Raw genomic sequence first — 24164 nt, 5'->3', positions numbered from 1 at the left:
TGTCCAGCCTTCGGACACCCTCCTACGCTGGCAGGACCCGCTCGGGTGCCGCCGGTGCCCCACGAGAGGAGATCCGCGTGAGCCAGGCCAGCACCGAGACCCCGATGGAGCCCGTGGGCCCGGCCGAGTGGCGCCCCGACGCCACCGACGAGCTGCGCGCCGCCCTGGTCGAGCGGATCCTCGTCATCGACGGCGCCATGGGCACCGCCATCCAGCGCGACCGGCCCGACGAGGCCGGCTACCGCGGGGAGCGCTTCGCGGACTGGCCCAGCGACCTGATCGGCAACAACGACCTCCTCACCCTCACGCAGCCCGACATCATCGAGTCGATCCACCGCGAATACCTCGAGTCCGGTGCCGACCTCATCGAGACCAACACCTTCAACGCCAACTCGATCTCACTGGCCGACTACGGCTTGGAGGCGCTCGCCTACGAGCTGAACCTCGAGGCCGCCCGGATGGCCCGCCGTGCCGCCGACGCCGTGGCCACCCCCGAGCGGCCCCGCTACGTCGCCGGTGCCCTGGGTCCGACCACCCGCACCGCCTCGATCTCACCCGACGTCAACGACCCCGCGGCCCGCAACGTCACCTTCGACGCCCTGGTGGCGGCGTACCGCACCGCTGCCCGGGGACTGGTCGACGGTGGCAGCGACCTCCTCGTCATCGAGACGATCTTCGACACCCTCAACGCCAAGGCCGCGATCTTCGCGGTGGAGTCGCTCTTCGAGGACCTGGGCCGCCGGTGGCCGCTGATCGTCTCGGGCACCATCACCGACGCGTCCGGGCGCACCCTGTCGGGCCAGACCACCGAGGCGTTCTGGAACTCCGTGCGGCACGCCCGACCGCTGGCCATCGGCCTCAACTGTGCGCTCGGGGCCCGCGAGATGCGCCCCTACATCGCCGAGCTGTCCCGGGTGGCCGACACCTTCGTCTCCTGCTACCCCAACGCCGGCCTGCCCAACGCCTTCGGCGAGTACGACGAGGCCGCGGCCGAGACCGCCGCGGTGGTGCACGAGTTCGCGCAGGCGGGCTTCGTCAACCTGGTCGGCGGCTGCTGCGGCACCACCCCGGCCCACGTCAGCGCGATCGCCGCGGCGGTCCGGCAGGAGCGGCCCCGGGTGCCCGTGGAGCTGCCCAGCGCCATGCGTCTCTCGGGTCTCGAGCCGTTCGCCCTCGACGCCGACAGCCTCTTCGTCAACGTCGGGGAGCGCACCAACATCACCGGCTCCGCCCGCTTCCGCAAGCTGATCAAGGACGGCGACTACGACACCGCCCTGAGCGTGGCCGCCCAGCAGGTGGAGAGCGGCGCTCAGGTCCTCGACGTCAACATGGACGAGGGCATGATCGACGGGGTCGCGGCCATGGACCGCTTCACCAAGCTCGTGGCCAGCGAGCCCGACATCAGCCGGGTCCCGCTGATGGTCGACTCCTCGAAGTTCGAGGTGATCGAGGCCGGGCTCAAGAACGTCCAGGGCAAGCCGATCGTGAACTCGATCTCGCTGAAGGAGGGCGAGGAGGCGTTCATCGCCCACGCCCGACTGTGCCGCAAGTACGGCGCCGCGGCGGTGGTGATGGCCTTCGACGAGGACGGCCAGGCCGACAACCTGCAGCGCCGGCAGTCGATCTGCGAGCGGGCCTACCGGATCCTCGTCGACGTGGTCGACTTCCCGGCCGAGGACATCATCTTCGACCCCAACGTCTTCGCCGTGGCGACCGGCATCGAGGAGCACGCCTCCTACGGCCTCGACTTCATCGAGGCCGCCCGCTGGATCAAGGCGAACCTGCCGGGCGCCAAGGTCTCCGGCGGCATCTCCAACGTGAGCTTCTCCTTCCGCGGGAACAACCCCGTGCGCGAGGCGATCCACGCGGTCTTCCTGTTCCACGCCATCAAGGCGGGGCTCGACATGGGCATCGTCAACGCCGGTGCCCTGGTGGTCTACGACCAGGTGGAGCCCGAGCTGCGCGAGCGCATCGAGGACGTGGTGCTGAACCGGCGTCCCGACGCCGCCGAGCGCCTCCTCGAGATCGCCGAGGAGCACAACCGTGCCGGTCAGCCGGTCGAGGCCACCACCGAGGAGTGGCGCGGCCTGCCGGTCTCGGAGCGGATCACGCACGCGCTCGTCAAGGGCATCGACACCTACGCCGAGGCCGACGCCGAGGAGCTGCGGCTCGAGATCGCCGCGCGCGGCGGACGACCGATCGAGGTCATCGAGGGTCCGCTGATGGCCGGCATGGACGTGGTGGGCGACCTGTTCGGCGCCGGCAAGATGTTCCTGCCCCAGGTGGTGAAGTCGGCGCGGGTGATGAAGAAGGCCGTCGCGCACCTGATCCCGTTCATCGAGCAGGAGAAGATCGACAACCCCGAGTACGCCACCGCGAAGGAGACCAACGGCACCATCGTGATGGCGACGGTCAAGGGCGACGTGCACGACATCGGCAAGAACATCGTCGGGGTGGTCCTGCAGTGCAACAACTTCGAGGTCATCGACCTGGGGGTGATGGTGCCGGCGCAGAAGATCCTCGACACCGCCCGCGAGGTCGGCGCCGACATCATCGGCCTGTCTGGTCTGATCACCCCCTCTCTGGACGAGATGGTCACGGTGGCCACCGAGATGCAGCGCCTGGGGATGGACCTTCCGCTGCTGATCGGCGGCGCGACCACCTCACGCGCGCACACCGCGGTCAAGGTCGACCCGCGCTACGACGGGCCGGTGGTCTGGGTCAAGGACGCCTCCCGCTCGGTGCCGACCGCCGCCGCGCTGTTGCACGCCGAGCGGCGTACGACGCTGATGGCCGACGTCAAGGCCGACTACGACTCCCTGCGCGAGCGCCACTCGCACAAGACCGAGCGCCCCAAGCTCAGCTACGAGCAGGCCTGTGCCAACGCCACGCCGATCGACTGGAGCGACTACCGGCCCCCGGCCCCGAACAGTCCCGGGATCCACGTCCTCGACGACTACGACCTCGCTGAGCTGCGCGACTACATCGACTGGCAGCCGTTCTTCAACGCCTGGGAGATGAAGGGGCGCTTCCCCGACATCCTCAACAACCCGGCCTCGGGGGAGACCGCGCGCAAGCTCTACGACGACGCCCAGGAGATGCTGGACCGGGTGATCGCCGAGAAGTGGATCACCGCGCGCGGTGTCTTCGGCTTCTTCCCCGCGGCCGGCGACGGGGACGACACGATCCTCTACACCGACGACACCCGCAACGACGTGCTGACCAGGCTGCACCACCTGCGCCAGCAGGGTCAGCACCGCGAGGGGATCCCGAACCGCTCCCTGGGCGACTTCGTCGCGCCGCTCGGGACCGGGCTGCCCGACCACGTCGGTGGCTTCGCGGTGACGGCCGGGATCGGGCTGCCGGACCGCATCACGGCCTTCCAGGCCGACAACGACGACTACAGCGCCATCCTGCTGGAGTCGTTGGCCGACCGGTTGGCCGAGGCGTTCGCCGAGCGGCTGCACGAGCGGGTGCGCACCGAGTTCTGGGGCCACCAGCCCGAGGAGCAGCTCAGCAACGAGGAGCTGATCGCCGAGCGCTACGAGGGCATCCGGCCCGCGCCCGGCTACCCGGCCTGCCCCGACCACACCGAGAAGTCGACGCTGTGGGAGCTGCTCGACGTGGAGGCGAGCACCGGGATCGAGCTGACCGAGTCGATGGCGATGTGGCCCGGCGCCTCGGTGTCGGGGTGGTACCTGAGCCACCCGCAGTCGCAGTACTTCGTGGTCGGCCGGATCGCCCGCGACCAGGTCGAGGCGTACGCCGAGCGCAAGGGCTGGAGCCTGGCCGAGGCCGAGCGCTGGCTCTCGCCGAACCTCGGCTACGACCCGGAGGACTGAGCGTGCCCGAGAACCCGCTGCCCGCAGCCGTGCTGTGGGACATGGACGGCACCCTCGTCGACACCGAGCCGTACTGGATCGAGACCGAGTTCGAGCTCGCCGAGACCCACGGCGGCACCTGGAGCACCGAGCACGCCCTCAACCTGGTGGGCAATGACCTGCTCACCTCGGGGCACTACATCCGCGAGCACATGGGCATCGACCTGGTGCCCGAGCAGATCGTGGAGGAGCTCCTCGACGGCGTCGTCGCCCGCGTCGACCGGGCCGTGCCGTGGCGCCCCGGGGCACGCGAGCTGGTCCTGGCCCTCGGTGCGGCCGGCGTGCCGTGTGCGCTGGTGACCATGTCCTACGAGCGGCTGGTCGCCCCGATCCTCGCGCACCTGCCGCCCGAGACCTTCCGCGTCATCGTCACCGGCGACCAGGTCGACCTCGGCAAGCCGCACCCCGAGCCGTACCTGACGGCCGCCGCCGCACTGGGGGTCGCGGCGGCCGCGTGCGTGGCCATCGAGGACTCCGAGACCGGGGCGACCTCGGCCGAGGCGGCCGGTTGCACGGTGCTGGTGGTCGAGAACCACGTGCCCGTGCTCCCCGGCCCCCGCCGCGTCTTCCGCGACGGCCTCGACGACCTCCACCCCGCCGACCTCGGGGCCCTCCGCCTGCCCTGAGCCGACCGCGGCACCGGCTCCGGAGGATGCCGTTTGGTCACCAACGGCATGTTCCGAGGCTTCCTGGGTGTCGTTTGGTCACCAACGGCATGTTCTGAGGCTTCCTGGGTGCCGTTTGGTCACCAACGGCAGGTCCGCCGGCCCCCGACCTGGAGCGGCCAGCGCCCCGAGGGCCCACGGGAGCGAGGTACTAGTACCACCGGACGATGGTGACCGGGACCCCGCGCGGAGCAGGATGAAGTCACTCGGAACGGCGCCCCAGGCACCTGGAGCGTCGTACCGGCCGTGCTCGACATTGCCACCACGTCCACCCCTGGGCGAGCGGCGCCCGACCGCCGATCGGTCGGGTGGTGGCGGTGTCGAGCGCGGCCGGGCCGAGTTTCCACCTGTTCCTAGGCGTGCGGTGTCGGCCCGTGCGATCCTGTGGCCCCACCCTTGTGCCAGGGTCCAGCCTGGCGACCTGAACGTGAAGGCGATCATGAGGCACCTCGAGCCCGGCGTACGCCGCCCCCGCGGGTTCGCGGCGGCGCTCGCTCTGCCGGTGGCCGCGGCCCTGACCGCCAGTCTGCTCGTCACCGCCGGTCCCGCCCAGGCGAAGTCGACCGTGGTGTCCGAGGGGTCCTGCAAGGGCTCGCCCAGCAGCACCTGGAAGCTCAAGGTCGCCGAGGAGTCCAACGGCAGCCTGACCGTCATCGCCGTGGTCTTCAGCGAGGACACCGACCAGTGGGGCTGGAAGCTCAAGCACAACGACGACGTCTCCGCGAAGGGCACCGTCACCGCGCGTGACGCGGACCGCTCCTTCCGGATCGTCCGCTCGATGCTGAACTTCTCCGGTCCCGACGAGGTCACCTTCCGCGCCGGCAACAAGGACAGCGACGAGGTCTGCCGCGGCGACGTGACCTTCTTCGGGTGAGCGCCCCGACCGAGCACCCGGGTCCTCGGGGGCGCACGGCCTGGATTCGCAGCCCGGTGGTGCTGTTCGTCGTCGTGAGCGCGGTGCTGGTGGGCGCCATCTTCGTGGCCACCAACGTGATCGCCGACGACGCCGCCACCGAGGCAGCCCGCGCCCAGGCCGAGTCGGTCAGCGAGCTCCTGGCCCACACCACCGCCGAGCCGTACGTCGGTGGGGGACTGCTCAGCGGCAAGCCGGGCGCCTCCGACAGGTTCTTCCGCAAGGCCCCGAACCTGCTGCAGAGCAAGGACGTCGACAGCGTCGACCTGTTCGCCTCCGACGGGACCCTCATCTACAGCCAGGACGACCCCGCCGCGGTCCCGATCATGACCCGTGAGCGCTACGAGCTCAGCGACGCCCAGCGCGACGTGCTGGCCGAGGGCGGCACCGGATCCGAGCTGGCCGACCCAACAACTCAGCGCAGCCTCGACCGCACCGGCAACGAGGACGGGCTGGTCAAGATCTTCACCCAGATCCAGACCCCGCGCGGCGAGCCCGTGCTGTTCGTGGCCTACTGGGCACTCGACGGCCTGGAGGATCGCCGTACCCAGATCTTCGGGTCGTTCCGCTGGATCACCCTCGGCCCACTGATGCTCCTCTCCCTGATCTCCGCGGGGATGCTGGGCCTGCTCACCATGCAGGTACGCCGCGCCGGGCGTGAGCGGGAGCGTCTGCTGCAGTCGGCCATGGACGCCTCCGACGCCGAGCGCCGGCGGATCGCCCGCGACCTGCACGACGGCGTGGTTCAGGACCTCGCCGGCACCGCGTTCTCCCTCTCCGCCGTGGCCCGCGACTCCCAGGTGCCGCCGCCGGTGCGCCTCCGCCTCGATGCCGCCGGCGCGTCGCTGCGCGACGGGCTGAAGTCGCTGCGCTCCCTGCTGGCCGAGATCCACCCTCCCGACCTGCACGGCAAGGGCCTGTCCTCGGCGCTCTCCGACCTCCTGGCTCCGGCCAGCGCAGCGGGCATCGGCGCGTCCGTGAGCGTCGACGGACTCGAGGAGGCCCCCGAGGCCGAGGTGGCGCTGCTGTGGCGGGTGGCCCAGGAGGCGGTGCGCAACACGCTGCGCCACGCGCAGGCCTCGACCCTGGCCGTGACCGTGCGCGGGAACGCCTCGGGCAGCCTGCTCGAGGTCGTCGACGACGGCACCGGCTTCGACCAGGACTGCGCCAGCGGCCCCGAGCACTTCGGTCTGACGGGGCTGCGCAGCCTCGTGGCCGACGCCGGCGGACACCTCGAGGTCCACTCCGCCCCCGGCGAGGGCACCACCGTCCGGTTGGCGGTACGCCGATGAGCCCGTCCGGCCAGCCGCCGACGGGCAACGGCCGGATCCGGGTGGTCCTCGTCGACGACCACGCCGTGATCCGCGCCGGGCTGGCCCAGCTGCTGGCGTCCACGCAGGACATCGACGTGGTGGCCCAGGCCGGGGACGGGGAGACCGCGGTGGCGGTGGTCGCCGAGGTCCGCCCCGACGTGGTGCTGATGGACCTGCAGATGCCCGTGGTCGACGGCGTGGCCGCGACCCGGCGCATCCGGGCCGAGGTCCCGGGGGTCGACGTGCTCGTGCTGACGTCGTTCTCCGACAGCGAGCGGATCCTCGACGCACTGGATGCGGGCGCCGTCGGCTACCTGCTCAAGGACGCCGACCCCGACGACGTGCTGGCCGGGATCCGTGCGGTCGCGCGCGGCGAGTCCCCGATCCACCCCAAGGCCGCCAGGGCCCTGCTCGGTGCCCGCTCCGGCCCGACCCGTCCCCAGCTGACCGGCCGGGAGGTCGAGGTGCTGCGGCTGGTGCGCGACGGGCTGGCCAACAAGCAGATCGCGCGCCGTCTCGACATCAGCGAACGCACCGTCAAGGCGCACCTGACCTCGGCGTTCGCCCGCATCGGGGTGGTGGACCGCACCCAGGCGGCGCTGTGGGCCCAGCGTCACGCCCTGTAGGCACGAGCCAGGGCCGCGCAGCCGACAACGTCAGGATCGTTGCCGAATCGCGACCTCCGCAGCGGTCCGTCACGGTGGCGCACGTCACATCGTCGGCGCTAGATTCTTTGCCTCAGCATCCGATTCTCGCGGAGGTTTCCTGTGTTCAGACCCCGGCACGCGCTCTCCCTGGCCAGCGCGGCGATCCTCATGCTCGGTCTCGCCGCGTGCGGTGAGGGTGAGCGTGACAGCGACAGCAACAGCGACGGGGGCGGCGGCTCGGCCTCCGGCAGCTGGACGCTGGGCACCACCGAGACCGTGACCGCGATGGACCCTGCGGGGTCCTACGACATCGGTTCGTGGAACATGCAGTACTCCATCTTCGAGCAGCTCCTCGTGATCCCCGCCGGGGAGCCCGACCCGGTCGGCGACGCGGCGGAGTCCTGCGACTACGACGACCCGCAGACCATCACCTGCACGCTGCGCGAGGGGCTGACGTTCTCCAACGGCAACGAGCTGACCTCCTCCGACGTCGCGTTCTCGATGAAGCGCAACCTCGAGATCGCCGACCCGAACGGGTCGTCGGTCCTCCTGGGCGCGATCAAGGACCCCGACAAGGACGCCCTGGCCGAGGGCGCCATCGAGACCCCCGACGACCAGACAGTGGTCTTCCACCTCAACCAGCCGGACCTGACGTTCATCAAGATCCTCTCCAGCGCGACGGCCTCGATCGTCGACGAGGAGACGTTCCCCGCTGACGAGCTGATGGCCGACGAGGAGGTCGTCGGCTCGGGCCCCTACATGCTCTCGAAGTACTCCCAGAGCAAGCAGGCCGTCCTCGAGGCCAACCCGGAGTACGACGGCGACCGGGCGCCGGCCTCCAAGACGGTCTTCGTGCAGTACTTCAACGACGCCGCACCGCTGCGCAACGCCGCCGCGTCCTCCCAGGTCGACGTCGCCTGGCGCACGCTGAGCCCCACCGACCTGGCCTCCATCGAGGACGAGGGCAGCGTCGACGTGCTGCGTGGTGAGGGCTCGGAGTTCCGCTACTGGGTCTGGCAGCTCGGCACCCCCATCGGCAAGGACAAGGCGGTGCGCCAGGCCGTCGCGCAGATCATCGACCGCGAGGCGATCGCGCAGAACGCCTACGACGGCACCGTGGAGCCGTCGTACTCCATCGTGCCGCCCGGCTTCGGCGGCCAGAGGGACTCCTTCGCGGAGGTCTACGGCGAGAGCCCGGACGTCGACGCGGCCAAGCAGACGCTCCAGGACGCCGGGGTGAAGACCCCCGTGCAGCTGACCCTGGGCTACACCCCGACCCACTACGGCCCGAACGCCGTCGACGAGGCGACCGAGCTGGCCGGCCAGCTCAACGACAGCGGACTGTTCCAGGTCAGCACCGAGGACGCGGAGTGGGAGGAGTACCAGACGCTGTACAAGGAGAACGCCTACGACCTGTTCATCCTGGGCTGGTACCCCGACTTCCTGGACGCCGACAACTACCTGACGCCGTTCCTGCGCGACGGCGGCTTCTTCCAGAACGGCTACTCCAACGACGAGGTCAACTCGTTGCTCGACCAGGAGCTGGGGGAGACCGACGAGGCCACCCGCGACGAGCAGATCGGTGAGCTGCAGGACATCGTCGCCGAGGACGTCCCCCTGATCCCGTCGTGGAACGGGCAGAACGTCGCGGTCGCGGTGCCGGAGATGGAGGGGGTCGCGGAGACGCTCGACCCGACGTACATCTTCCGGTTCTGGGAGATCAGCAAGGGCTGACGGCCCCGAGGTGGGGCGCGTGCGTGCACGCGCCCCACCTGCGGCTGTCCACAGACGAGACAGGAGGCGCATGAGCTCCGCATCATCGGGCTCCCTGCCCCGCTACATCCTCATCCGGATCCTGCTGGTGGTCCCGATGATGTTCGTGCTGCTCAGCATCGTCTTCCTGCTGCTGCGGGTGGCGCCCGGCGACCCGGTGAGCGCGGCGGTCGGCGACAAGCTCAGCCCGGAGGCGCTGGAGAGCCGCCGCGCGGCGCTGGGCCTGGACCGCCCGCTGGTCGTGCAGTACCTGGAGTATCTGGGCCGGGTCGCGCAGTTCGACTTCGGTCGCACCATCAGCGACAACCGCCCGGTCCTGGACATCATCAAGAACCAGGGCGGGGCGACGCTGACGCTCACCCTGGGCGCGTTCCTGTTCGCGCTGGTCATCGCCCTGCCGCTCGGACGCCTGGCGGGCCGGCACCGGGACACCGCCCTCGACGCGGTCATCCGGATCTTCGGAGTCGTCAGCTACGCAGCCCCGGTCTTCTGGGTGGGCATCCTCCTGGTGCTGCTGGTGATCACCTACGTGCCCGACTGGCCCACCTTCGGCATCGCCTCGGCGGAGACGGAGTTCTACGTCCCCGACCGCTCCGGGATCATCCTCGTGGACGCGATCCTGGCCAACGACTCCCAGTCGGTGGTCGACGTCCTGCAGCACCACGTGCTGCCCTGCTTCACCCTCGGCCTGCTGCTCTCGGGCGTGATCATCCGTCTCGTGCGCGTCAACGTCATCCAGACCCTCAAGGACGACTACGTCGAGGCGGCCCGGGCCCGGGGCATCCCCGAGCGCCGGGTGGTGCGCAAGCACGCCTTCCGCAACGCACTGGTGCCGGTGATCACCGTGATCGGGCTCCAGTTCGCGCTGGTGCTGTCCGGGGCCATCCTCACCGAGCGCACCTTCAACTGGCCCGGGCTGGGCAACGAGCTGGTGACCTACGTGACAGCACGCGACTACGTGGCCGTGCAGGGCCTGGTGACCTTCTTCGCGGTCGCCGTGGTGATCGTCAGCGTGGTCGTCGACGTCCTCAACGCGCTCGTCGACCCCCGGGTGAGGTACTGATGCGCAAGACCTTCGCGACCATCTGGCACACCCGCGGCCTGGCGCGCTACCTGCTGCTGGCCGGGGTGGTCCTGAGCCTGCTGTTCATCGTGATGGCGGTCTTCGCGCCCTGGATCGCGCCCTACGACTTCGCCCAGAACAGCACCGAGGCGGGCCAGCGCCTGCCCAAGCTCGCGCGCCCCTCGGGGACGCACTGGCTGGGCACCAACGACCAGTTCTACGACATCTTCTCCCGGGTGGTCTGGGGCGCCCGCACCGCGCTCGAGGTGGTGCTGCTCTCCGTCCTGCTCTCGGCCCTCGTCGGGGTGCCGATGGGGCTGGCCTCGGGGTTCCTGGGGGGCTGGCTGGACCGGGTCCTGGTCTTCCTGATGGACGCGCTCTACTCGTTCCCCTCGCTGCTGCTGGCGATCGTCTTCTCGTTCCTGCTGCGCTCCGCGGTCGGGGGCGGCGTGCTGGCGGCCGCCCTGGCCCTGACGGCGGTCTACATCCCGCAGTACTTCCGGGTGGTGCGCAACACCACCGTCTCCGCGCGGGAGGCGACGTACGTCGAAGCGGCCCGGGCGCTGGGCGCCAAACCGTTCACGATCATGCGCAAGTACCTGTTCGGCAACGTGGTGCAGTCGGTTCCGGTGATCGGCACCCTCAACGCCGCGGATGCGCTGGGCACGCTGGCGGCGCTGGGTTTCCTGGGGCTGGGCATCCAGCCCACGGAGGCCGCTGAGTGGGGCTACGACCTGAGCCGGGCGCTCGACGACACCTCGGCCGGGATCTGGTGGCCGGCGCTCTTCCCGGGGTTGGCGATCATCCTGCTCATCACCGCCCTGACCCTGGTGGGCGAGGGCCTCAACGAGACCCTCAACCCCGCGCTGCGCCGCCGGCGGCTCCAGCAGGTCCGCTTCGGGCTCGCCGGGGCGGGTCGTGACGACGCGGACACCGACCCGGAAGGAGCGGCCCGATGACCTCGGTCTCCTCACCGTCCGACGACCCGGTCCTCGAGGCCGAGGACCTGCGGGTCTGGTACGGCACCGAGCGCGGCCCGGTGCGGGCCGTCGACGAGGTCAGCTTCAGCCTGCGCCGCGGCGAGATCCTCGGCCTGGTCGGGGAGTCGGGGTGCGGCAAGTCGACGCTCGGGCGAGGTCTGCTCGGGCTGCTGCCCGACGGGGCCGCACGTGACGGGGTCCTGCGGTTCAAGGGTCAGGACATGCTCACCCTGTCGCCGCGCGAGCAGGGCCGGTTGCGGGGCTGCGAGCTGGGGATGATCTTCCAGGAGCCGCTGACCCGGCTGAACCCGCTCATGCGGATCTCGGAGCACTTCTCCGAGACCCTGCGCGTCCACGAGAAGGGCATCTCCAAGGACGAGGTCCAGCGCCGTTCGCTGGAGGCGCTGCGGGTGATGGGGATCCCGCCGACCCGGTTCCGGGCCTACCCGCACGAGTTCTCCGGAGGCATGCGCCAACGGCTGATGATCGCGCTGACCCTGGTGCTGCAACCGGCCTTCGTGGTGGCCGACGAACCCACCACGGCCCTCGACGTGCTGGTCGAGGCGCAGATCATCCGGATCCTGCACGACCTGCGCGACCGCTTCGACACGTCCCTGCTGCTGATCACCCACAACCTGGGCATCGTGGCCGAGGCCTGCGACCGGGTGGCGGTCATGTATGCCGGCAAGATCGTGGAGATCGGTGATGCTCGCGAGGTCTTCCGCCACCCCCAGCACCCCTACACCCGCGAGCTGCTGCGCTCGACGATCTCGCTGTCGACCACCGGCCTGAACTACATCGAGGGCGCCCCGCCCGACCTGACCAGCCCACCACCGGGGTGCCACTTCCATCCCCGGTGCCCCGACGCCATGGCCGTGTGCGCGACCCGGTCGCCCGAGCCGATCGACCTGCCGGGCGGCAACCGGGTGGCCTGCTGGTCCGCGGCCAGTGCGCACGGCCTGGTCACCCTGGACGCCGAGGAGTCGGCGCCCCTCGAGCGCGAGGAGCTCTCCGTTGCCGACGAAGCCTGACACCACGGCCGGCCCCGACGGGACGACGCCCGCGCCCCTGGTCGCGGAGGCGCACGACCTCTCGGTGCACTTCCAGCTCCAGGGCGGCGCGTTCTCGCGGCTGCTGGGGCTCGGCTCGCGCCGCGTCAAGGCCGTCGACGGCGTGAGCTTCGAGCTGCGCCGGGGCGAGGTCCTCGGTGTGGTGGGGGAGTCCGGCAGTGGCAAGACCACGTTGGGCCGTGCCCTGCTCGGGCTGGCCCCGGCGACCGGGGGCGCGTTGACCTACCACCCCAGCCACGGTGCCTCCCAGGAGATCACCGGGCTGCGGGGCGCGGACCTGCGGCGGCTGCGGACCGACGTCCAGATGGTCTTCCAGGACCCCAGCGCCGCGCTCAACCCCTCGATGACCATCGAGGAGGGGGTGGGCCACCCGCTGGTGATCCACAAGATCGCCTCGGGTGAGGACCTGCGCCGACGCGTGGTCGCGGCCCTCGAGCGCGTCGGCCTGGCCCCGGTCGAACGGTTCCTGTCGAAGTACCCCTCCGACCTGTCGGGCGGGCAGAAGCAGCGCGCCGTGATCGCCCGCGCGATCATCCTGGAGCCCGAGGTGCTCGTCGCCGACGAGCCGGTCTCGATGCTCGACATGAGCGTGCGCGCCAAGATCCTGCAGCTGATGCTGGACCTGAAGAACGACCTGGGCCTGACCTACCTGTACATCACCCACGACCTGGCCTCGGCGAAGTTCTTCTGCGACCGGGTGGCGATCATGTACCTGGGCAGGATCGTGGAGATCGGGCCGACCGAGGAGATCTTCTCCCAGCCTCGCCACCCCTACACGCAAGCGCTGCTCAAGGCCATCCCGGAGCCCGACCCCGACCGGATGGTGCCGCGCGACCTGCCCCGCGGGGAGATCCCCGACGCCGCCAGCCCGCCGTTGGGCTGCTCCTTCCACCCGCGCTGCCCGGTGGCCACCCCCGTGTGCGGGTGGGAGTCGCGGGACCTGCGTGCGCTGCTGGAACAGCACTGGGTGCGCGACGAGACGGCCGACTTCGAGGCCGAGCGCGCCACGGTCGGGGACCTCGACGAGCTGGACCGGCCCGGGCGTACCGCCCGGTTGGCGGGCAAGGACCCCGCTGCGGTCCGGCAGGTGCTGGACCGGGTGCGGACCGCAGACCCCGACGAGCCGCTGTGGCGCGGCGTCGAGGCCCTCGAGGTGCGGCACGGCCGGGTGGAGGTCGACTTCGTCGAAGGGGTGGACCCCCGACTACGGGCGGCCGGTGGCGTCGAGGTGGCGTGCGTGCACTACGGGGCCGCACCCGAGTGGACCGAGGGCGCCGCCGACGGCGGCTGAGGAGCCGGGTCCGTGGCGTTCGGCCCGGGCAGCCGCGGGGGCGTGCCACCCCAGGCGGGACAGAGGGCTCGGTGGGCGCACCAGTCGCACAGGCGGCCCGGGTTCGGGAGCCACTGCCCGCTGTCCTGGGCTGCGCGGATGGCCTCCCAGATCGCCTGCAGCTTGCGTTCGGTGGCCAGCAGGTCGTCCTCATCGGGGCTGTAGCGCACGATCTCGCCGTTGCCGAGGTAGACCAGCTGCAGCATCGCCGGCAGCACCTCGCGGGTGCGCCACAGCACCAGCGCGTAGAACTTCATCTGGAACAGCGCCCGCTGCTCGAAGCCGACGCCGGGGGCGCGTCCGGTCTTGTAGTCCACGATGCGCACCGCGCCGTCGGCGGCGATGTCGACCCGGTCCACGAAGCCACGCAGCAGCAGCCGCGAGTCGAGGAGCGTCTCGACGTACAGCTCCCGCTCGGCCGGCTCGAGGCGCGTGGGGTCCTCGAGGGTGAACCAGCGCTCGAGCACGGTGCGACACGACGTCATCCACGCCGTCACCTCGTCGGCGTCCCCGGTGAACAGCTCGGACAGGCCCGGCTCGGCCTCGAGCAACGACTCCCAGGTGGTCGCCAGCATGTCCGTGGCTCGCTGCGGTGTCCGCTCGGGTGCCGGGAGGTCGAAGAGGTCCTCGAGGACCTTGTGCACCAGGGTGCCCCGGGCCGCGTCGGGCGAGGGCGGCTCGGGCAGCCGGTCGATCGTGCGGAAGCGGTAGAGCAGCGGGCAGGTCAGGAAGTCGCCGGCGCGGCTGGGGGAGAGCGCGCCCAGCACCTCGACGCCGTCGACCGGGGTCGAGACGCGCTCGGCCGGCGACGGAACGTGGGGTGGCGGGACCGGTTCCATACGGCGCACCCTAGGCGTCGGCGCCGACAGGGCGCCCGGCCGCTGCTGGACGGGGGTCGGCTAGCCTCGTGGCATGCCCGCGAGCCCGTCCGACCCCGGCCCGCACGGCTCCTCCGACCGGCCCTCCACGGCTCCCACCAAGCGGCCCCCCGGGTCGCTGAAGGTGGGCTCCATCGCCGGCAGCGACGTCCTCATCTCCAGCTCCTGGTTCGTGGTCGCCGCCCTCATCGCGGTGCTCGTGGCCCCGATCGTCGACCAGGTCCAGCCCGGGTTGGGAGCCCTCAAGTACGTCGCCGGGGCAGCGTTCGCGGTACTGCTCTACGGGTCGGTGCTGCTGCACGAGGCCTCGCACGCGCTCGTGGCGCGCCGCCTGGGCTTCACGGTCTCCTCGATCACCCTGCACTTCCTCGGGGGCATGACCTCGATCGAGGGCGAGGCCCGGCGCCCGCGCGAGGAGTTCGCCATCGCCGTGGTCGGCCCGCTGACCTCGATCGCGGTCGGCCTCGGCGCTCTCGCCCTGCGACCCGTGACCCCCGACGGGCTGCTGCTGCTGGCCGTGGAGGGTCTGGTGGTGGCCAACCTGCTCGTCGGTGTCCTCAACCTCGTGCCCGGCCTGCCGCTCGACGGCGGGCGGGTGCTGAAGTCGCTGGTGTGGGGCGTCACCGGCAGCGTCCACCGTGGCACCGTCGTGGCCGCCTGGGGCGGTCGACTGACCGCGGTGGCCGTCCTGGTCTGGCCGCTGGTCCAGGCACAGGTCGTCGGCAGCGAGCCGGACCTGCTCGACTTCGTGCTCGTCCTGATCATCTCGATGTTCCTGTGGACCGGGGCCACTGCTGCGCTGGTCTCGGCCAGGCTGCGCTCGCGCCTGCCCAGCCTCCAGGCCCGGGGCCTGGCCCGCAGGACCCTCTCGGTGCCCGCCGACCTGCCGCTGGCCGAAGCCGTACGCCGCGCCAACGAGGTGCAGGCCGGAGGCATCGTCACGCTGACCGCGGACGGGGCGCCCCTGGGCCTGGTCAACGAGGCCGCGCTGCTGGCCACCCCGCAGGAGCGACGGCCCTGGGTGCCCGTCTCCAGCGTGACGCGGACCCTGGAGACCGGGTTGCGACTACCGGTGGGCATCGGCGGGGAGGAGCTCGTGCGCGCCATCACCTCGACCCCGGCCACCGAGTACCTGCTGGTCCACGAGGACGGCTCGATCTACGGTGTGCTCGCCACCGAGGACGTCGACCGGGCGTTTCGCGAATCGCGCTGAGCCGACCCCCGCGCCTAGGGTTCGCCCGTGCCCGAGCAGCTGAACCAGACCGATCTCGACGCCACCGCTGCGGTCGAGACCCCCGCCGAGACCGGTGAGCAGAGCGCGTCGGAGGCGGCCGCGGCCGCCAGCGCGGCGGCGTACCCGGACGTGCCCTCGGAGGCCTGGTCGGGTGTGCACCGCGGGCCGCTGCGCGAGGGGGAGTGGGTGCGGCTCACCGACAGCAAGGGTCGCAAGCACAACTTCGCGCTCGAGGCCGGCAAGAAGTTCTTCTCCAACAAGGGCCACCTCAGCCACGACGACCTGATCGGGCGCGAGGAGGGGTTCACCCTCGCCAGCTCCGCCGGGGGCGAGTACATGGTCTTCCGGCCGCTGCTGTCGGAGTTCGTCGTCTCGATGCCACGCGGGGCAGCGGTGGTCTACCCCAAGGACGCCGCCCAGATCGTGGCGATGGCCGACATCTTCCCCGGCGCCCGTGTCGTCGAGGCCGGCGTCGGCTCCGGCGCCCTGACCTGCTCGCTGCTGCGCGCCGTCGGGCCGTGGGGCAAGGTCTCCTCCTTCGAGCGGCGCGAGGAGTTCGCCGACGTCGCCCGACGCAACGTCAACCAGTTCTTCGGGGCACCCGAGGGCCAGAGCCACCCTGCCTGGGAGCTCACCCTCGGCGACCTCGCCGAGGCGCTGCCGGCCTCGGGGGAGCGCTGCGACCGGATCATCCTGGACATGCTCGCGCCGTGGGAGTGCCTCGACGCCGCCGCCGGCGCACTCGTGCCCGGTGGCATCGTGTGCGCCTACGTCGCCACCACCACCCAGCTGTCCCGCTTCGTCGAGACCGTGCGCGCCCACGGCGGCTTCACCGAGCCGCAGCCGTGGGAGAGCCTCGTGCGCGACTGGCACGTCGAGGGTCTCGCCGTGCGCCCCGGCCACAAGATGATCGGGCACACCGCGTTCCTGGTCACCGCCCGTCGCCTCGCCCCCGGCCAGAAGCCGCTGCGCAAGACCCGCCGACCCGCCCCCGGCGCCTACGGCCCCGACTACTCCGGTCCCCGGCCGCCCGGTCTGCCCGTGGAGCCCACCGACACCGAGGTCTGACTTCTCTGCCGTTTGGTCACCAACGGCAGGAGTTCCGCCCTCGGGCGTGCCGTTTGGTCACCAACGACATCTCCTGATCGGCGCAGCCGGGTCGGCAAAGACGGTCCGGCGCGCCCTGCACCCGTTTGCCGATTCTGGGTCGACACCACGGCGAGCCCCTTCCCAGACGAGGTCTCACCGGTAGGGTCGAAGTCACACAGGAGGTGGCTGATGTCGACATCCGAAGGCAACTCGGGCACAGGTGAGCCCCGTTCGTCCGGACCCGGCCCGGAGGAGCTCCTACGTCAGGTGCGCTTCCTCGAGGCCGAGGTCTCCGATCTGCGCCGTCGCCTGAGCGACGCACCCGGCTCCTCGCGGGGTCTCGATGCGCGGCTCATCGACGCCCAACGATCGCTGGCTGCGGTGACGAGCCAGAACGAACGCCTCGCCCAGACGCTGCGCGAGGCCCGGGACCAGATCACCAAGCTCAAGGACGAGGTCGACCGGCTGGCGCAGCCGCCCGCCGGTTTCGGCACCTTCCTGACCCGCAACGAGGACGATTCCGTCGACGTGTTCACCGGCGGGCGCAAGCTGCGCGTCAACGTCAGCCCCGGCGTCGAGCTCGACTCCCTGACCCGGGGTCAGGAGGTGATGCTCAACGAGGCGATGAACGTGGTGGCCGCGCTCGAGTACGAGCAGATCGGTGAGGTGGTGATGTTCAAGGAGCTCCTCGCGGACGGCGAGCGTGCCCTGATCATCGCGAACGCCGACGAGGAGCGCGTCGTACGCCTGGCCGAGCCGCTGCGCGCCGAGACCATCCGGGCCGGCGACTCCCTGCTCCTGGACTCCCGCGCCGGCTACGTCTACGAGAAGGTGCCGAAGTCCGAGGTCGAGGAGCTCGTCCTGGAGGAGGTGCCCGACATCGACTACGCCTCCATCGGCGGGCTCGCCGGGCAGATCGAGCAGATCCAGGATGCGGTGGAGCTGCCCTACCTCTATCCCGAGCTCTTCAAGGAGCACCAGCTCAAGCCCCCCAAGGGCGTGCTGCTCTACGGTCCTCCCGGCTGCGGCAAGACACTGATCGCCAAGGCGGTCGCGAACTCGCTGGCCAAGAAGGTCGCCGCCAAGACCGGCGCCGAGGGCAAGTCCTACTTCCTCAACATCAAGGGCCCTGAGCTGCTGAACAAGTACGTCGGCGAGACCGAGCGGCACATCCGCCTGGTCTTCCAGCGTGCTCGCGAGAAGGCCAGCAGCGGTACGCCGGTCATCGTGTTCTTCGACGAGATGGACTCGCTGTTCCGCACCCGCGGCAGCGGCGTCTCCTCCGACGTCGAGAACACCATCGTTCCGCAGCTGCTCAGCGAGATCGACGGGGTCGAGCTGTTGGAGAACGTGCTCATCATCGGCGCCTCCAACCGCGAGGACATGATCGACCCTGCGATCCTGCGCCCCGGACGCCTCGACGTGAAGATCAAGATCGAGCGGCCCGACGCCGAGTCCGCACGCGACATCTTCAGCAAGTACCTCACCACCACTCTGCCCCTGCACGCCGACGACGTCGGTGAGTTCGGTGGTGACCGACAGGCCTGCGTGGACGGGATGATCCGGGCCACGGTCGAGCGGATGTACGCCGAGACCGAGGAGAACCGCTTTCTCGAGGTCACCTACGCCAACGGGGACAAGGAGGTTCTGTACTTCAAGGACTTCAACTCCGGGGCGATGCTGCAGAACATCGTGGACCGTGCCAAGAAGATGGCCATCAAGGACTTCCTGGACCACCAGCAGCGGGGGCTGCGGGTCAGCCACCTGCTCCAGGCCTGCGTCGACGAGTTCAAGGAGAACGAGGACCTGCCCAACACGACCAACCCCGACGACTGGGCGCGGATCTCGGGCAAGAAGGGGGAGCGGATCGTGTTCATCCGCACCCTCATCACCGGCAAGCAGGGCACCGAGCCGGGCCGGTCCATCGACACCGTCGCCAACACCGGCCAGTACCTCTGAGCGCAGCTCAGCGCCGTTTGGTCACCAACGACAACAAGGGGCGCCGTCCAGGTGCCGTTGGTGACCAAACGACGTCCCCTTGAACCTGTTCCGGCCCGGCGGCGGCGGGGAGGCTCAGCCGACGCGGGTGGCGGTGCCGAGGTAGCCGTACGTCCACGGGCGCGCCGCGGCGGGCCCGGGCAGGTAGCGCTGCTCGGTGTCGTCGAGACGCAGTCCACCCTCGACCACGAGCGCGAACGGGTCACGGGTCAGGTGGCACCCGCCGGCGACGCGGCGCTGCACCGGCTCCAGTCGCCGCTGCCAGGCCCGGACCGGCGGCTCCGGGGCCAGGCCGTGCTCTAGGACGTGCAGGCGCCCACCCGGTCGCAGCACCCGACGTACCTCGCGCACGGCCAGCGCCGGATCCGGGATCGTGCACAGGCTGAAGGTGCACAGCACCGCGTCGTACGCCGCGTCGGGTGCGGCCAGCAGCTGGCCGTCCAGGCCGACCCGCTCGACGGTCACCGCTGCCGCCCCGCGCCGCGACTCCGAGAGAGACCAGGCCAGGTCGGCGGGCTCTACGGCGTCCAGCGACGTGACCGCCGCCGGGAGGTGGCTCAGGTTGAGCCCGGAGCCGAACCCGATCTCCAGGACCCGGCCCTCCAACCCCTCGCAGACCTGGGCGCGCAACGCATGGACCGGACCCGTGGACAGGGCTCGGTCGACCAGGCGCGGCAGCACGCGCTCTTCCCACCAGCTCATGGGGCGAGCCTACGCAGCGCCTGCCCACGTAGGCTCGCCCCATGAGTGTCAGAAGGGTGATGGGGACCGAGGTCGAGTACGGGATCTCGGTGCCGGGCCAACCCTCGGCGAACCCGATGGTCGCCTCCTCGCAGGTGGTCAACGCCTACGCGAGCGCCACGGTCAAGGCGCGACGGGCCCGGTGGGACTTCGAGGAGGAGTCCCCGCTGCGCGACGCCCGCGGCTTCGACATGTCGCGCCAGGTCGCGGACCTGTCGCAGCTCACCGACGAGGACCTGGGCCTGGCCAACGTCATCCTCACCAACGGGGCGCGCCTCTACGTCGACCACGCCCACCCCGAGTTCGCCACACCTGAGGTCACCTCCCCGCTGGACGTGGTGCGCTGGGACAAGGCCGGCGAGCAGGTGATGCTGGACGCGGCCAGACGGGCCGGGCAGCTGCCCGGCGGCGGGCCGATCGTGCTGTACAAGAACAACACCGATGGCAAGGGTGCGTCGTACGGCGCGCACGAGAACTACCTGATGCGCCGCTCCACGCCGTTCGCCGACATCGTCCACCACCTCACGCCGTTCTTCGTCAGCCGGCAGGTGGTGTGCGGCTCCGGCCGGGTCGGCATCGGCACCGACGGACGCGAGCACGGCTACCAGATCAGCCAGCGCGCAGACTTCTTCGAGGTGGAGGTCGGGCTGGAGACCACGCTCAAGCGCCCGATCATCAACACCCGCGACGAGCCGCACGCGGATCCCGACAAGTACCGGCGCCTGCACGTGATCCTGGGCGATGCGAACCTGTCCGAGATCTCCACCTACCTCAAGGTCGGCACGACCTCGCTGGTGCTGGCGATGATCGAGGACCGTTTCATCGACGCCGACCTCAGTGTCGAGAACCCGGTCGCCGCGCTGCGCGCGGTCTCCCACGACCCGACGCTGCGGCACACCATGACGCTGCGCGACGGTCGACGGCTCACCGCGGTGCAGCTGCAGCTGGAGTACCTCGACCTGGCCCGCAAGTACGTCGAGGACCGCTACGGCGCGGACGCCGACGAGCAGACCGTCGACGTGCTGGCCCGCTGGGAGTCGGTGCTGGACCGTCTCGAGCGCGACCCGATGTCCCTGGCCGGCGAGCTCGACTGGGTCGCCAAGCTGCGGCTGCTCGAGCAGTACCGCGACCGCGACGGCCTGGAGTGGTCCGACGCCAAGCTGCACCTGATCGACCTGCAGTACTCCGACATCCGCCCCGAGAAGGGGCTCTACCACCGGCTGGTGGGTGCCGGTCGGATCCAGCGGCTGCTCGACGACGCGACGATCGAGGACGCGATGCACGACCCGCCGACCGACACCCGGGCCTACTTCCGGGGCCGGTGCCTGGAGAAGTTCCCCGACGCGGTGGCCGCGGCCTCGTGGGACTCCGTCATCTTCGACCTTCCCGGACGCGACTCGCTGCAGCGGGTGCCGACCACCGACCCGCTGCGCGGCAGCAAGGCCCACGTCGGGGAGCTGATGGAGCGCTGCCGGAGCGCCGAGGAGCTCTTCACCGCGCTGACCCGCTGATCGGGCGCGGCGCGGCGGTCGGGTCACCCCCCGACTCGGCAGGCTCGGCTAGGGTCGGAGCATGGCCCAGGAGCAGAAGCAGCCCCGCAAGTCGACGGAGAACGAGGAGGCGGTCGAGACCGCCCCGGAGACCGACGTCGCTGAGCGCAAGGAGGCGCTCGACAGCGACATCGACGACATCCTCGACGAGATCGACGAGGTGCTGGAGTCCAACGCCGAGGACTTCGTGAAGTCGTTCATCCAGAAGGGCGGCCAGTGAGCGTGGCGGACCCCCGTCTGCCGGCCGCCTACCTGCAGCCCGGCACCTCCTCCTTCGCCGACTTCCTGGCCTCCCAGTCACCCGACCTGCTGCCGGGGCGGCGTACGTTGCCGCCCGGTCAGGCCACCGACCTGGCCCCGCACGGCACCACGATCGTGGCCGCCACGTTCCCCGGGGGCGTCCTGCTCGCTGGTGACCGGCGCGCCACCATGGGCAACATCATCGCCTCGCGCGACATCGAGAAGGTCTTCCCCACCGACGAGTTCTCCGCCGCGGGCATCGCCGGCACCGCGGGGCTCGCGGTCGAGCTGGTGCGCCTCTTCCAGGTCGAGCTGGAGCACTACGAGAAGATCGAGGGCACCCGCCTCTCCCTGGACGGCAAGGCCAACCGGCTCTCGGCGCTGATCCGCGGCAACCTCGGGATGGCGATGCAGGGCCTGGGCGTGGTGCCGCTGTTCGTGGGCTACGACGTGGACACCGCCGGCGGGCGCATCTTCAGCTACGACGTCACCGGCGGTCGCTACGAGGAGACCGGCTACCACTCGGTCGGCTCCGGGTCCCTCTTCGCGCGCGGGGCCCTGAAGAAGCTCTACCGGCCCGACCTCGACGAGAACCAGGCCGTGACACTGGCCATCCAGGCGCTGTACGACGCCGCCGACGACGACTCCGCGACCGGCGGGCCCGACGTGGCGCGCCGGATCTTCCCGATGGTCCACGTCATCACCGCCGAGGGCGGGCGCACCATCGACGAGGACCGGGTCGCGGAGGTCTCCGAGCGCGTCATCGCCGGGCGGATGGGCAGACCCGACGGACCCCACGCCCCCCTGGATGGAGGTGCCTGAGCAGATGAGTGCCCCCTTCTACGTCTCGCCCGAGCAGCTGATGAAGGACCGAGCCGACTTCGCCCGCAAGGGCATCGCCCGCGGTCGGTCGGTGGTGGCGGTGCAGTACGCCGACGGCATCCTCTTCGCCTCCCAGAACCCCTCCCAGGCCCTGCACAAGGTCTCGGAGATCTATGACCGGATCGCCTTCGCCGCGGTGGGGCGCTACAACGAGTTCGAGAACCTGCGCATCGCCGGGGTGCGCCTCGCCGACATGCGCGGCTACGCCTACGACCGGCGCGACGTGACCGGGCGCAGCCTGGCGAACGCCTACGCCCAGACCCTCGGCACCATCTTCTCCAGCGGCGGTGAGAAGCCCTACGAGGTGGAGCTGTTCGTCGCCGAGATCGGGGCCAGCGCCGCCGAGGACCAGCTCTACCGCCTCACCTACGACGGCCAGGTCGCCGACGAGCACCAGTTCGCCGTGATGGGCGGTGCCGCCGAGGCGGTGGCCGGCTACCTCGAGGAGCACTACCGCCCCGGCAACGACCTCGACGGCGCTCTCGCCCTCGCCGTGGCTGCTCTGGGGCACAGCGACAGCGAGGACCGCCGCATCGCCGCCGACGACCTCGAGGTCGCGGTCCTGGACCGGACCCGCACCCAGCCCCGCAAGTTCAGCCGGCTGAGTCCGCTGCGGATCCAGGCCGTCCTCGAGCACGCCGGGACCGCCGTCCCCGACGCTGACCCGGGTCCCGACGCCGTTGCGCCACCCGGCACCGACGGCACCGGGTCGCCGGGTGCGGCAGGCGAGCCTCCCGTCGCCCCCTGACCCCACCTGCGGCACGGGACTTCCGTGCCGTTTGGTCACCAACGGCACTTCTCAGGGCCGAATCCGCGTCGTTGGTGACCAAACGACACACCTTGGCTATCCACAGATCGCTGAGCGGTCGTTTCGGTAGCGCGTTTTCGCCTCAGGCTGGCGCCATGGACTCCACCCCGTCGACCCCCGTGAGGGGCCACCTGCGCCTGGTGGGCAAGAGGCGCATCAGTCACGGCCTGTACGACGACCTGGTCGAGGACCAGCACGATGATGCTCAGTTCGTCAGCGATCTGAAGGCATATCTGTTGGTGCTTCCGGAGTCGGCGGTCTTCACGTCGGTGACCGCGGCGCGGGTGCTGGGCTGGCGCCTGCCGCAGCTGCCCGACCACGTCCCCGTCTTCGCGGCCGTGCACCAGAAGGATCGCCGGCCGCGGCGGGCCGGCCTGGTCTGCTCCCGGTTGGTGGGGCCGCGCGAGGCCCAGGACCGCCGACAGCTGCCCCTCGACACACCCACCGAGATCCTGCTCCGCGCCGCTCGTGACTTCGGGGTCCTGGACGTGGTCATCATGATCGACTCGGCCCTGCAGCTGGGCCACCTCGACCCCGAGGCCATGGAGCAGCTGCTCCGCAGCGGGCGGCCGGGGGTGCGGGTGCTGCGGGCTGCCTGGCGGCTGTCGCACCGCCAGACCGAGTCGGCGGGGGAGACCGTGCTGCGTGTGCTGCACCGGGTCCTGGGGGTCCTCGTCGAGCCGCAGGCCGTCCTGCACGACGACGAGGGTCGCGTCGTGGGTCGCGCCGACCTGCGGCTCACCGGCACCCGGCGCGTCCACGAGTACGACGGAGGAGTGCACCGGGACAAGGCCCAGCACCGCGCCGACCTGCGCCGCGAGCGCGGCCTGCGCGAGGCGGCGTACGAACGGGGTGGCTACACCCTCGACGACCTGCTCAACCACCCGGTCGTGGTGATGCACGAGATCGACCGCGCCCTCGACCGTCCCCACGACGTGCGTCGCCTCGACACGTGGCGCCGGCTGGTGGAGGACTCGATGTACGGCGCTACCGGGCGGGCGCGCGTCCGCGACCGGTGGCGTCGCTGGGGCGACTTCGTGGTGCTGCGCGTGGGTTGACGAGCCGTGCCGGTGTCTTGCTGGTCCACCCGAAGCGACCGGGCGGGTCGT

At 70.9% G+C, this 24164-nt stretch carries 20 protein-coding genes; 18 read left to right on the top strand and 2 right to left on the bottom strand.

Annotated features, from left to right (window positions below):
* Positions 1-104 precede the first annotated feature (104 nt).
* From metH to I601_RS16455, 10 genes are all read left to right on the top strand, one after another.
* Positions 105-3842 (top strand): methionine synthase, encoded by a 3738-nt coding sequence (gene metH / locus I601_RS16500; RefSeq protein ID WP_068115122.1) that lies wholly within the window; start codon positions 105-107, stop codon positions 3840-3842.
* Between the two features lie 2 nt (positions 3843-3844).
* Positions 3845-4507 carry an HAD family hydrolase gene (locus I601_RS16495; protein WP_237089441.1) on the top strand — a complete coding sequence of 221 codons (663 nt, stop codon included), beginning with the start codon at positions 3845-3847 and terminating at the stop codon, positions 4505-4507.
* 478 nt (positions 4508-4985) lie between these two features.
* Complete coding sequence (locus I601_RS16490; protein ID WP_157520233.1) at positions 4986-5420, top strand: hypothetical protein; 435 nt, start codon at positions 4986-4988, stop codon at positions 5418-5420.
* Positions 5417-6751: a sensor histidine kinase gene (locus I601_RS16485; RefSeq protein WP_157520230.1), complete on the top strand. Its 1335-nt coding sequence runs from the start codon at positions 5417-5419 to the stop codon at positions 6749-6751. The genes I601_RS16490 and I601_RS16485 overlap by 4 nt, the downstream gene beginning before the upstream one ends.
* Entirely contained in the window at positions 6748-7398 is a 651-nt protein-coding gene (locus I601_RS16480) for a response regulator (RefSeq protein WP_068112111.1), read from the top strand. The genes I601_RS16485 and I601_RS16480 overlap by 4 nt, the downstream gene beginning before the upstream one ends.
* Before the next feature lie 141 nt (positions 7399-7539).
* Positions 7540-9153, top strand: coding sequence for an ABC transporter substrate-binding protein (locus I601_RS16475; protein ID WP_068112109.1), 1614 nt, complete (start codon positions 7540-7542; stop codon positions 9151-9153).
* Positions 9154-9223: 70 nt separating this feature from the next.
* Entirely contained in the window at positions 9224-10255 is a 1032-nt protein-coding gene (locus I601_RS16470) for an ABC transporter permease (RefSeq protein WP_068112107.1), read from the top strand.
* A complete protein-coding gene (locus I601_RS16465) occupies positions 10255-11214 on the top strand; it encodes an ABC transporter permease (RefSeq protein WP_068112105.1) in 960 nt (319 codons plus the stop codon). The genes I601_RS16470 and I601_RS16465 overlap by 1 nt, the downstream gene beginning before the upstream one ends.
* On the top strand, positions 11211-12266 hold the full coding sequence (locus I601_RS16460) for an ABC transporter ATP-binding protein (protein WP_068112101.1): 1056 nt from the start codon (positions 11211-11213) through the stop codon (positions 12264-12266). Before I601_RS16465 ends, I601_RS16460 begins: the two co-directional genes overlap by 4 nt.
* On the top strand, positions 12250-13596 hold the full coding sequence (locus I601_RS16455; RefSeq protein ID WP_068112098.1) for an ABC transporter ATP-binding protein: 1347 nt from the start codon (positions 12250-12252) through the stop codon (positions 13594-13596). The genes I601_RS16460 and I601_RS16455 overlap by 17 nt, the downstream gene beginning before the upstream one ends.
* Here the strand turns inward: I601_RS16455 and I601_RS16450 are convergent.
* Positions 13548-14474 carry a RecB family exonuclease gene (locus I601_RS16450; RefSeq protein WP_068112096.1) on the bottom strand — a complete coding sequence of 309 codons (927 nt, stop codon included), beginning with the start codon at positions 14472-14474 and terminating at the stop codon, positions 13548-13550. The genes I601_RS16455 and I601_RS16450 overlap by 49 nt on opposite strands.
* Before the next feature lie 73 nt (positions 14475-14547).
* On the opposite strand from I601_RS16450, the gene I601_RS16445 reads away from it, so the two are divergent.
* From I601_RS16445 to arc, 3 genes are all read left to right on the top strand, one after another.
* Positions 14548-15726 (top strand): site-2 protease family protein, encoded by a 1179-nt coding sequence (locus tag I601_RS16445; protein WP_068112093.1) that lies wholly within the window; start codon positions 14548-14550, stop codon positions 15724-15726.
* A gap of 174 nt (positions 15727-15900) precedes the next feature.
* Positions 15901-16815, top strand: a complete 915-nt coding sequence (locus I601_RS16440; protein WP_068115118.1) for a tRNA (adenine-N1)-methyltransferase — start codon at positions 15901-15903, stop codon at positions 16813-16815.
* 210 nt (positions 16816-17025) lie between these two features.
* Positions 17026-18795, top strand: a complete 1770-nt coding sequence (arc, locus tag I601_RS16435) for a proteasome ATPase (RefSeq protein ID WP_068112091.1) — start codon at positions 17026-17028, stop codon at positions 18793-18795.
* Between the two features lie 114 nt (positions 18796-18909).
* On the opposite strand, the gene I601_RS16430 is transcribed toward arc, so the two are convergent.
* The gene (locus I601_RS16430) at positions 18910-19536 is read right to left on the bottom strand and encodes a class I SAM-dependent methyltransferase (protein ID WP_068112088.1); all 627 of its coding nucleotides are present in this window, start codon (positions 19534-19536) and stop codon (positions 18910-18912) included.
* A gap of 41 nt (positions 19537-19577) precedes the next feature.
* On the opposite strand from I601_RS16430, the gene dop reads away from it, so the two are divergent.
* The 5 genes from dop (at position 19578) to I601_RS16405 (ending at position 24113) form a co-directional block, all read left to right on the top strand.
* Positions 19578-21086: a depupylase/deamidase Dop gene (gene dop / locus I601_RS16425; RefSeq protein WP_068112085.1), complete on the top strand. Its 1509-nt coding sequence runs from the start codon at positions 19578-19580 to the stop codon at positions 21084-21086.
* A 61-nt stretch (positions 21087-21147) separates the two neighbouring features.
* Entirely contained in the window at positions 21148-21345 is a 198-nt protein-coding gene (locus tag I601_RS16420) for a ubiquitin-like protein Pup (protein ID WP_068112082.1), read from the top strand.
* A 2-nt stretch (positions 21346-21347) separates the two neighbouring features.
* Positions 21348-22187 carry a proteasome subunit beta gene (gene prcB / locus I601_RS16415; RefSeq protein ID WP_084528187.1) on the top strand — a complete coding sequence of 280 codons (840 nt, stop codon included), beginning with the start codon at positions 21348-21350 and terminating at the stop codon, positions 22185-22187.
* Between the two features lie 4 nt (positions 22188-22191).
* Entirely contained in the window at positions 22192-22995 is an 804-nt protein-coding gene (gene prcA, locus I601_RS16410; RefSeq protein WP_068115116.1) for a proteasome subunit alpha, read from the top strand.
* Positions 22996-23150: 155 nt separating this feature from the next.
* Complete coding sequence (locus I601_RS16405) at positions 23151-24113, top strand: hypothetical protein (protein ID WP_068112076.1); 963 nt, start codon at positions 23151-23153, stop codon at positions 24111-24113.
* Positions 24114-24164 lie beyond the last annotated feature (51 nt).

The sequence above is a fragment of the Nocardioides dokdonensis FR1436 genome (assembly GCF_001653335.1).
Taxonomy (GTDB): domain Bacteria; phylum Actinomycetota; class Actinomycetes; order Propionibacteriales; family Nocardioidaceae; genus Nocardioides; species Nocardioides dokdonensis.
Note: the sequence above shows the minus strand (reverse complement) of the source record. Positions and strands in the feature narration are given on the sequence as shown.

What these genes read in the sequence shown, in the direction of transcription:
- metH (WP_068115122.1), top strand. Translation starts at nt 105, where the DNA reads ATGGAGCCCGTGGGCCCGGCCGAGTGGCGCCCCGACGCCACCGACGAG.
- I601_RS16490 (WP_157520233.1), top strand. Translation starts at nt 4,986, where the DNA reads ATGAGGCACCTCGAGCCCGGCGTACGCCGCCCCCGCGGGTTCGCGGCG.
- I601_RS16480 (WP_068112111.1), top strand. Translation starts at nt 6,748, where the DNA reads ATGAGCCCGTCCGGCCAGCCGCCGACGGGCAACGGCCGGATCCGGGTG.
- I601_RS16470 (WP_068112107.1), top strand. Translation starts at nt 9,224, where the DNA reads ATGAGCTCCGCATCATCGGGCTCCCTGCCCCGCTACATCCTCATCCGG.
- I601_RS16465 (WP_068112105.1), top strand. Translation starts at nt 10,255, where the DNA reads ATGCGCAAGACCTTCGCGACCATCTGGCACACCCGCGGCCTGGCGCGC.
- I601_RS16460 (WP_068112101.1), top strand. Translation starts at nt 11,211, where the DNA reads ATGACCTCGGTCTCCTCACCGTCCGACGACCCGGTCCTCGAGGCCGAG.
- I601_RS16450 (WP_068112096.1), bottom strand. Translation starts at nt 14,474, where the DNA reads ATGGAACCGGTCCCGCCACCCCACGTTCCGTCGCCGGCCGAGCGCGTC.
- I601_RS16445 (WP_068112093.1), top strand. Translation starts at nt 14,548, where the DNA reads ATGCCCGCGAGCCCGTCCGACCCCGGCCCGCACGGCTCCTCCGACCGG.
- arc (WP_068112091.1), top strand. Translation starts at nt 17,026, where the DNA reads ATGTCGACATCCGAAGGCAACTCGGGCACAGGTGAGCCCCGTTCGTCC.
- I601_RS16430 (WP_068112088.1), bottom strand. Translation starts at nt 19,536, where the DNA reads ATGAGCTGGTGGGAAGAGCGCGTGCTGCCGCGCCTGGTCGACCGAGCC.
- dop (WP_068112085.1), top strand. Translation starts at nt 19,578, where the DNA reads ATGAGTGTCAGAAGGGTGATGGGGACCGAGGTCGAGTACGGGATCTCG.
- I601_RS16420 (WP_068112082.1), top strand. Translation starts at nt 21,148, where the DNA reads ATGGCCCAGGAGCAGAAGCAGCCCCGCAAGTCGACGGAGAACGAGGAG.
- prcA (WP_068115116.1), top strand. Translation starts at nt 22,192, where the DNA reads ATGAGTGCCCCCTTCTACGTCTCGCCCGAGCAGCTGATGAAGGACCGA.
- I601_RS16405 (WP_068112076.1), top strand. Translation starts at nt 23,151, where the DNA reads ATGGACTCCACCCCGTCGACCCCCGTGAGGGGCCACCTGCGCCTGGTG.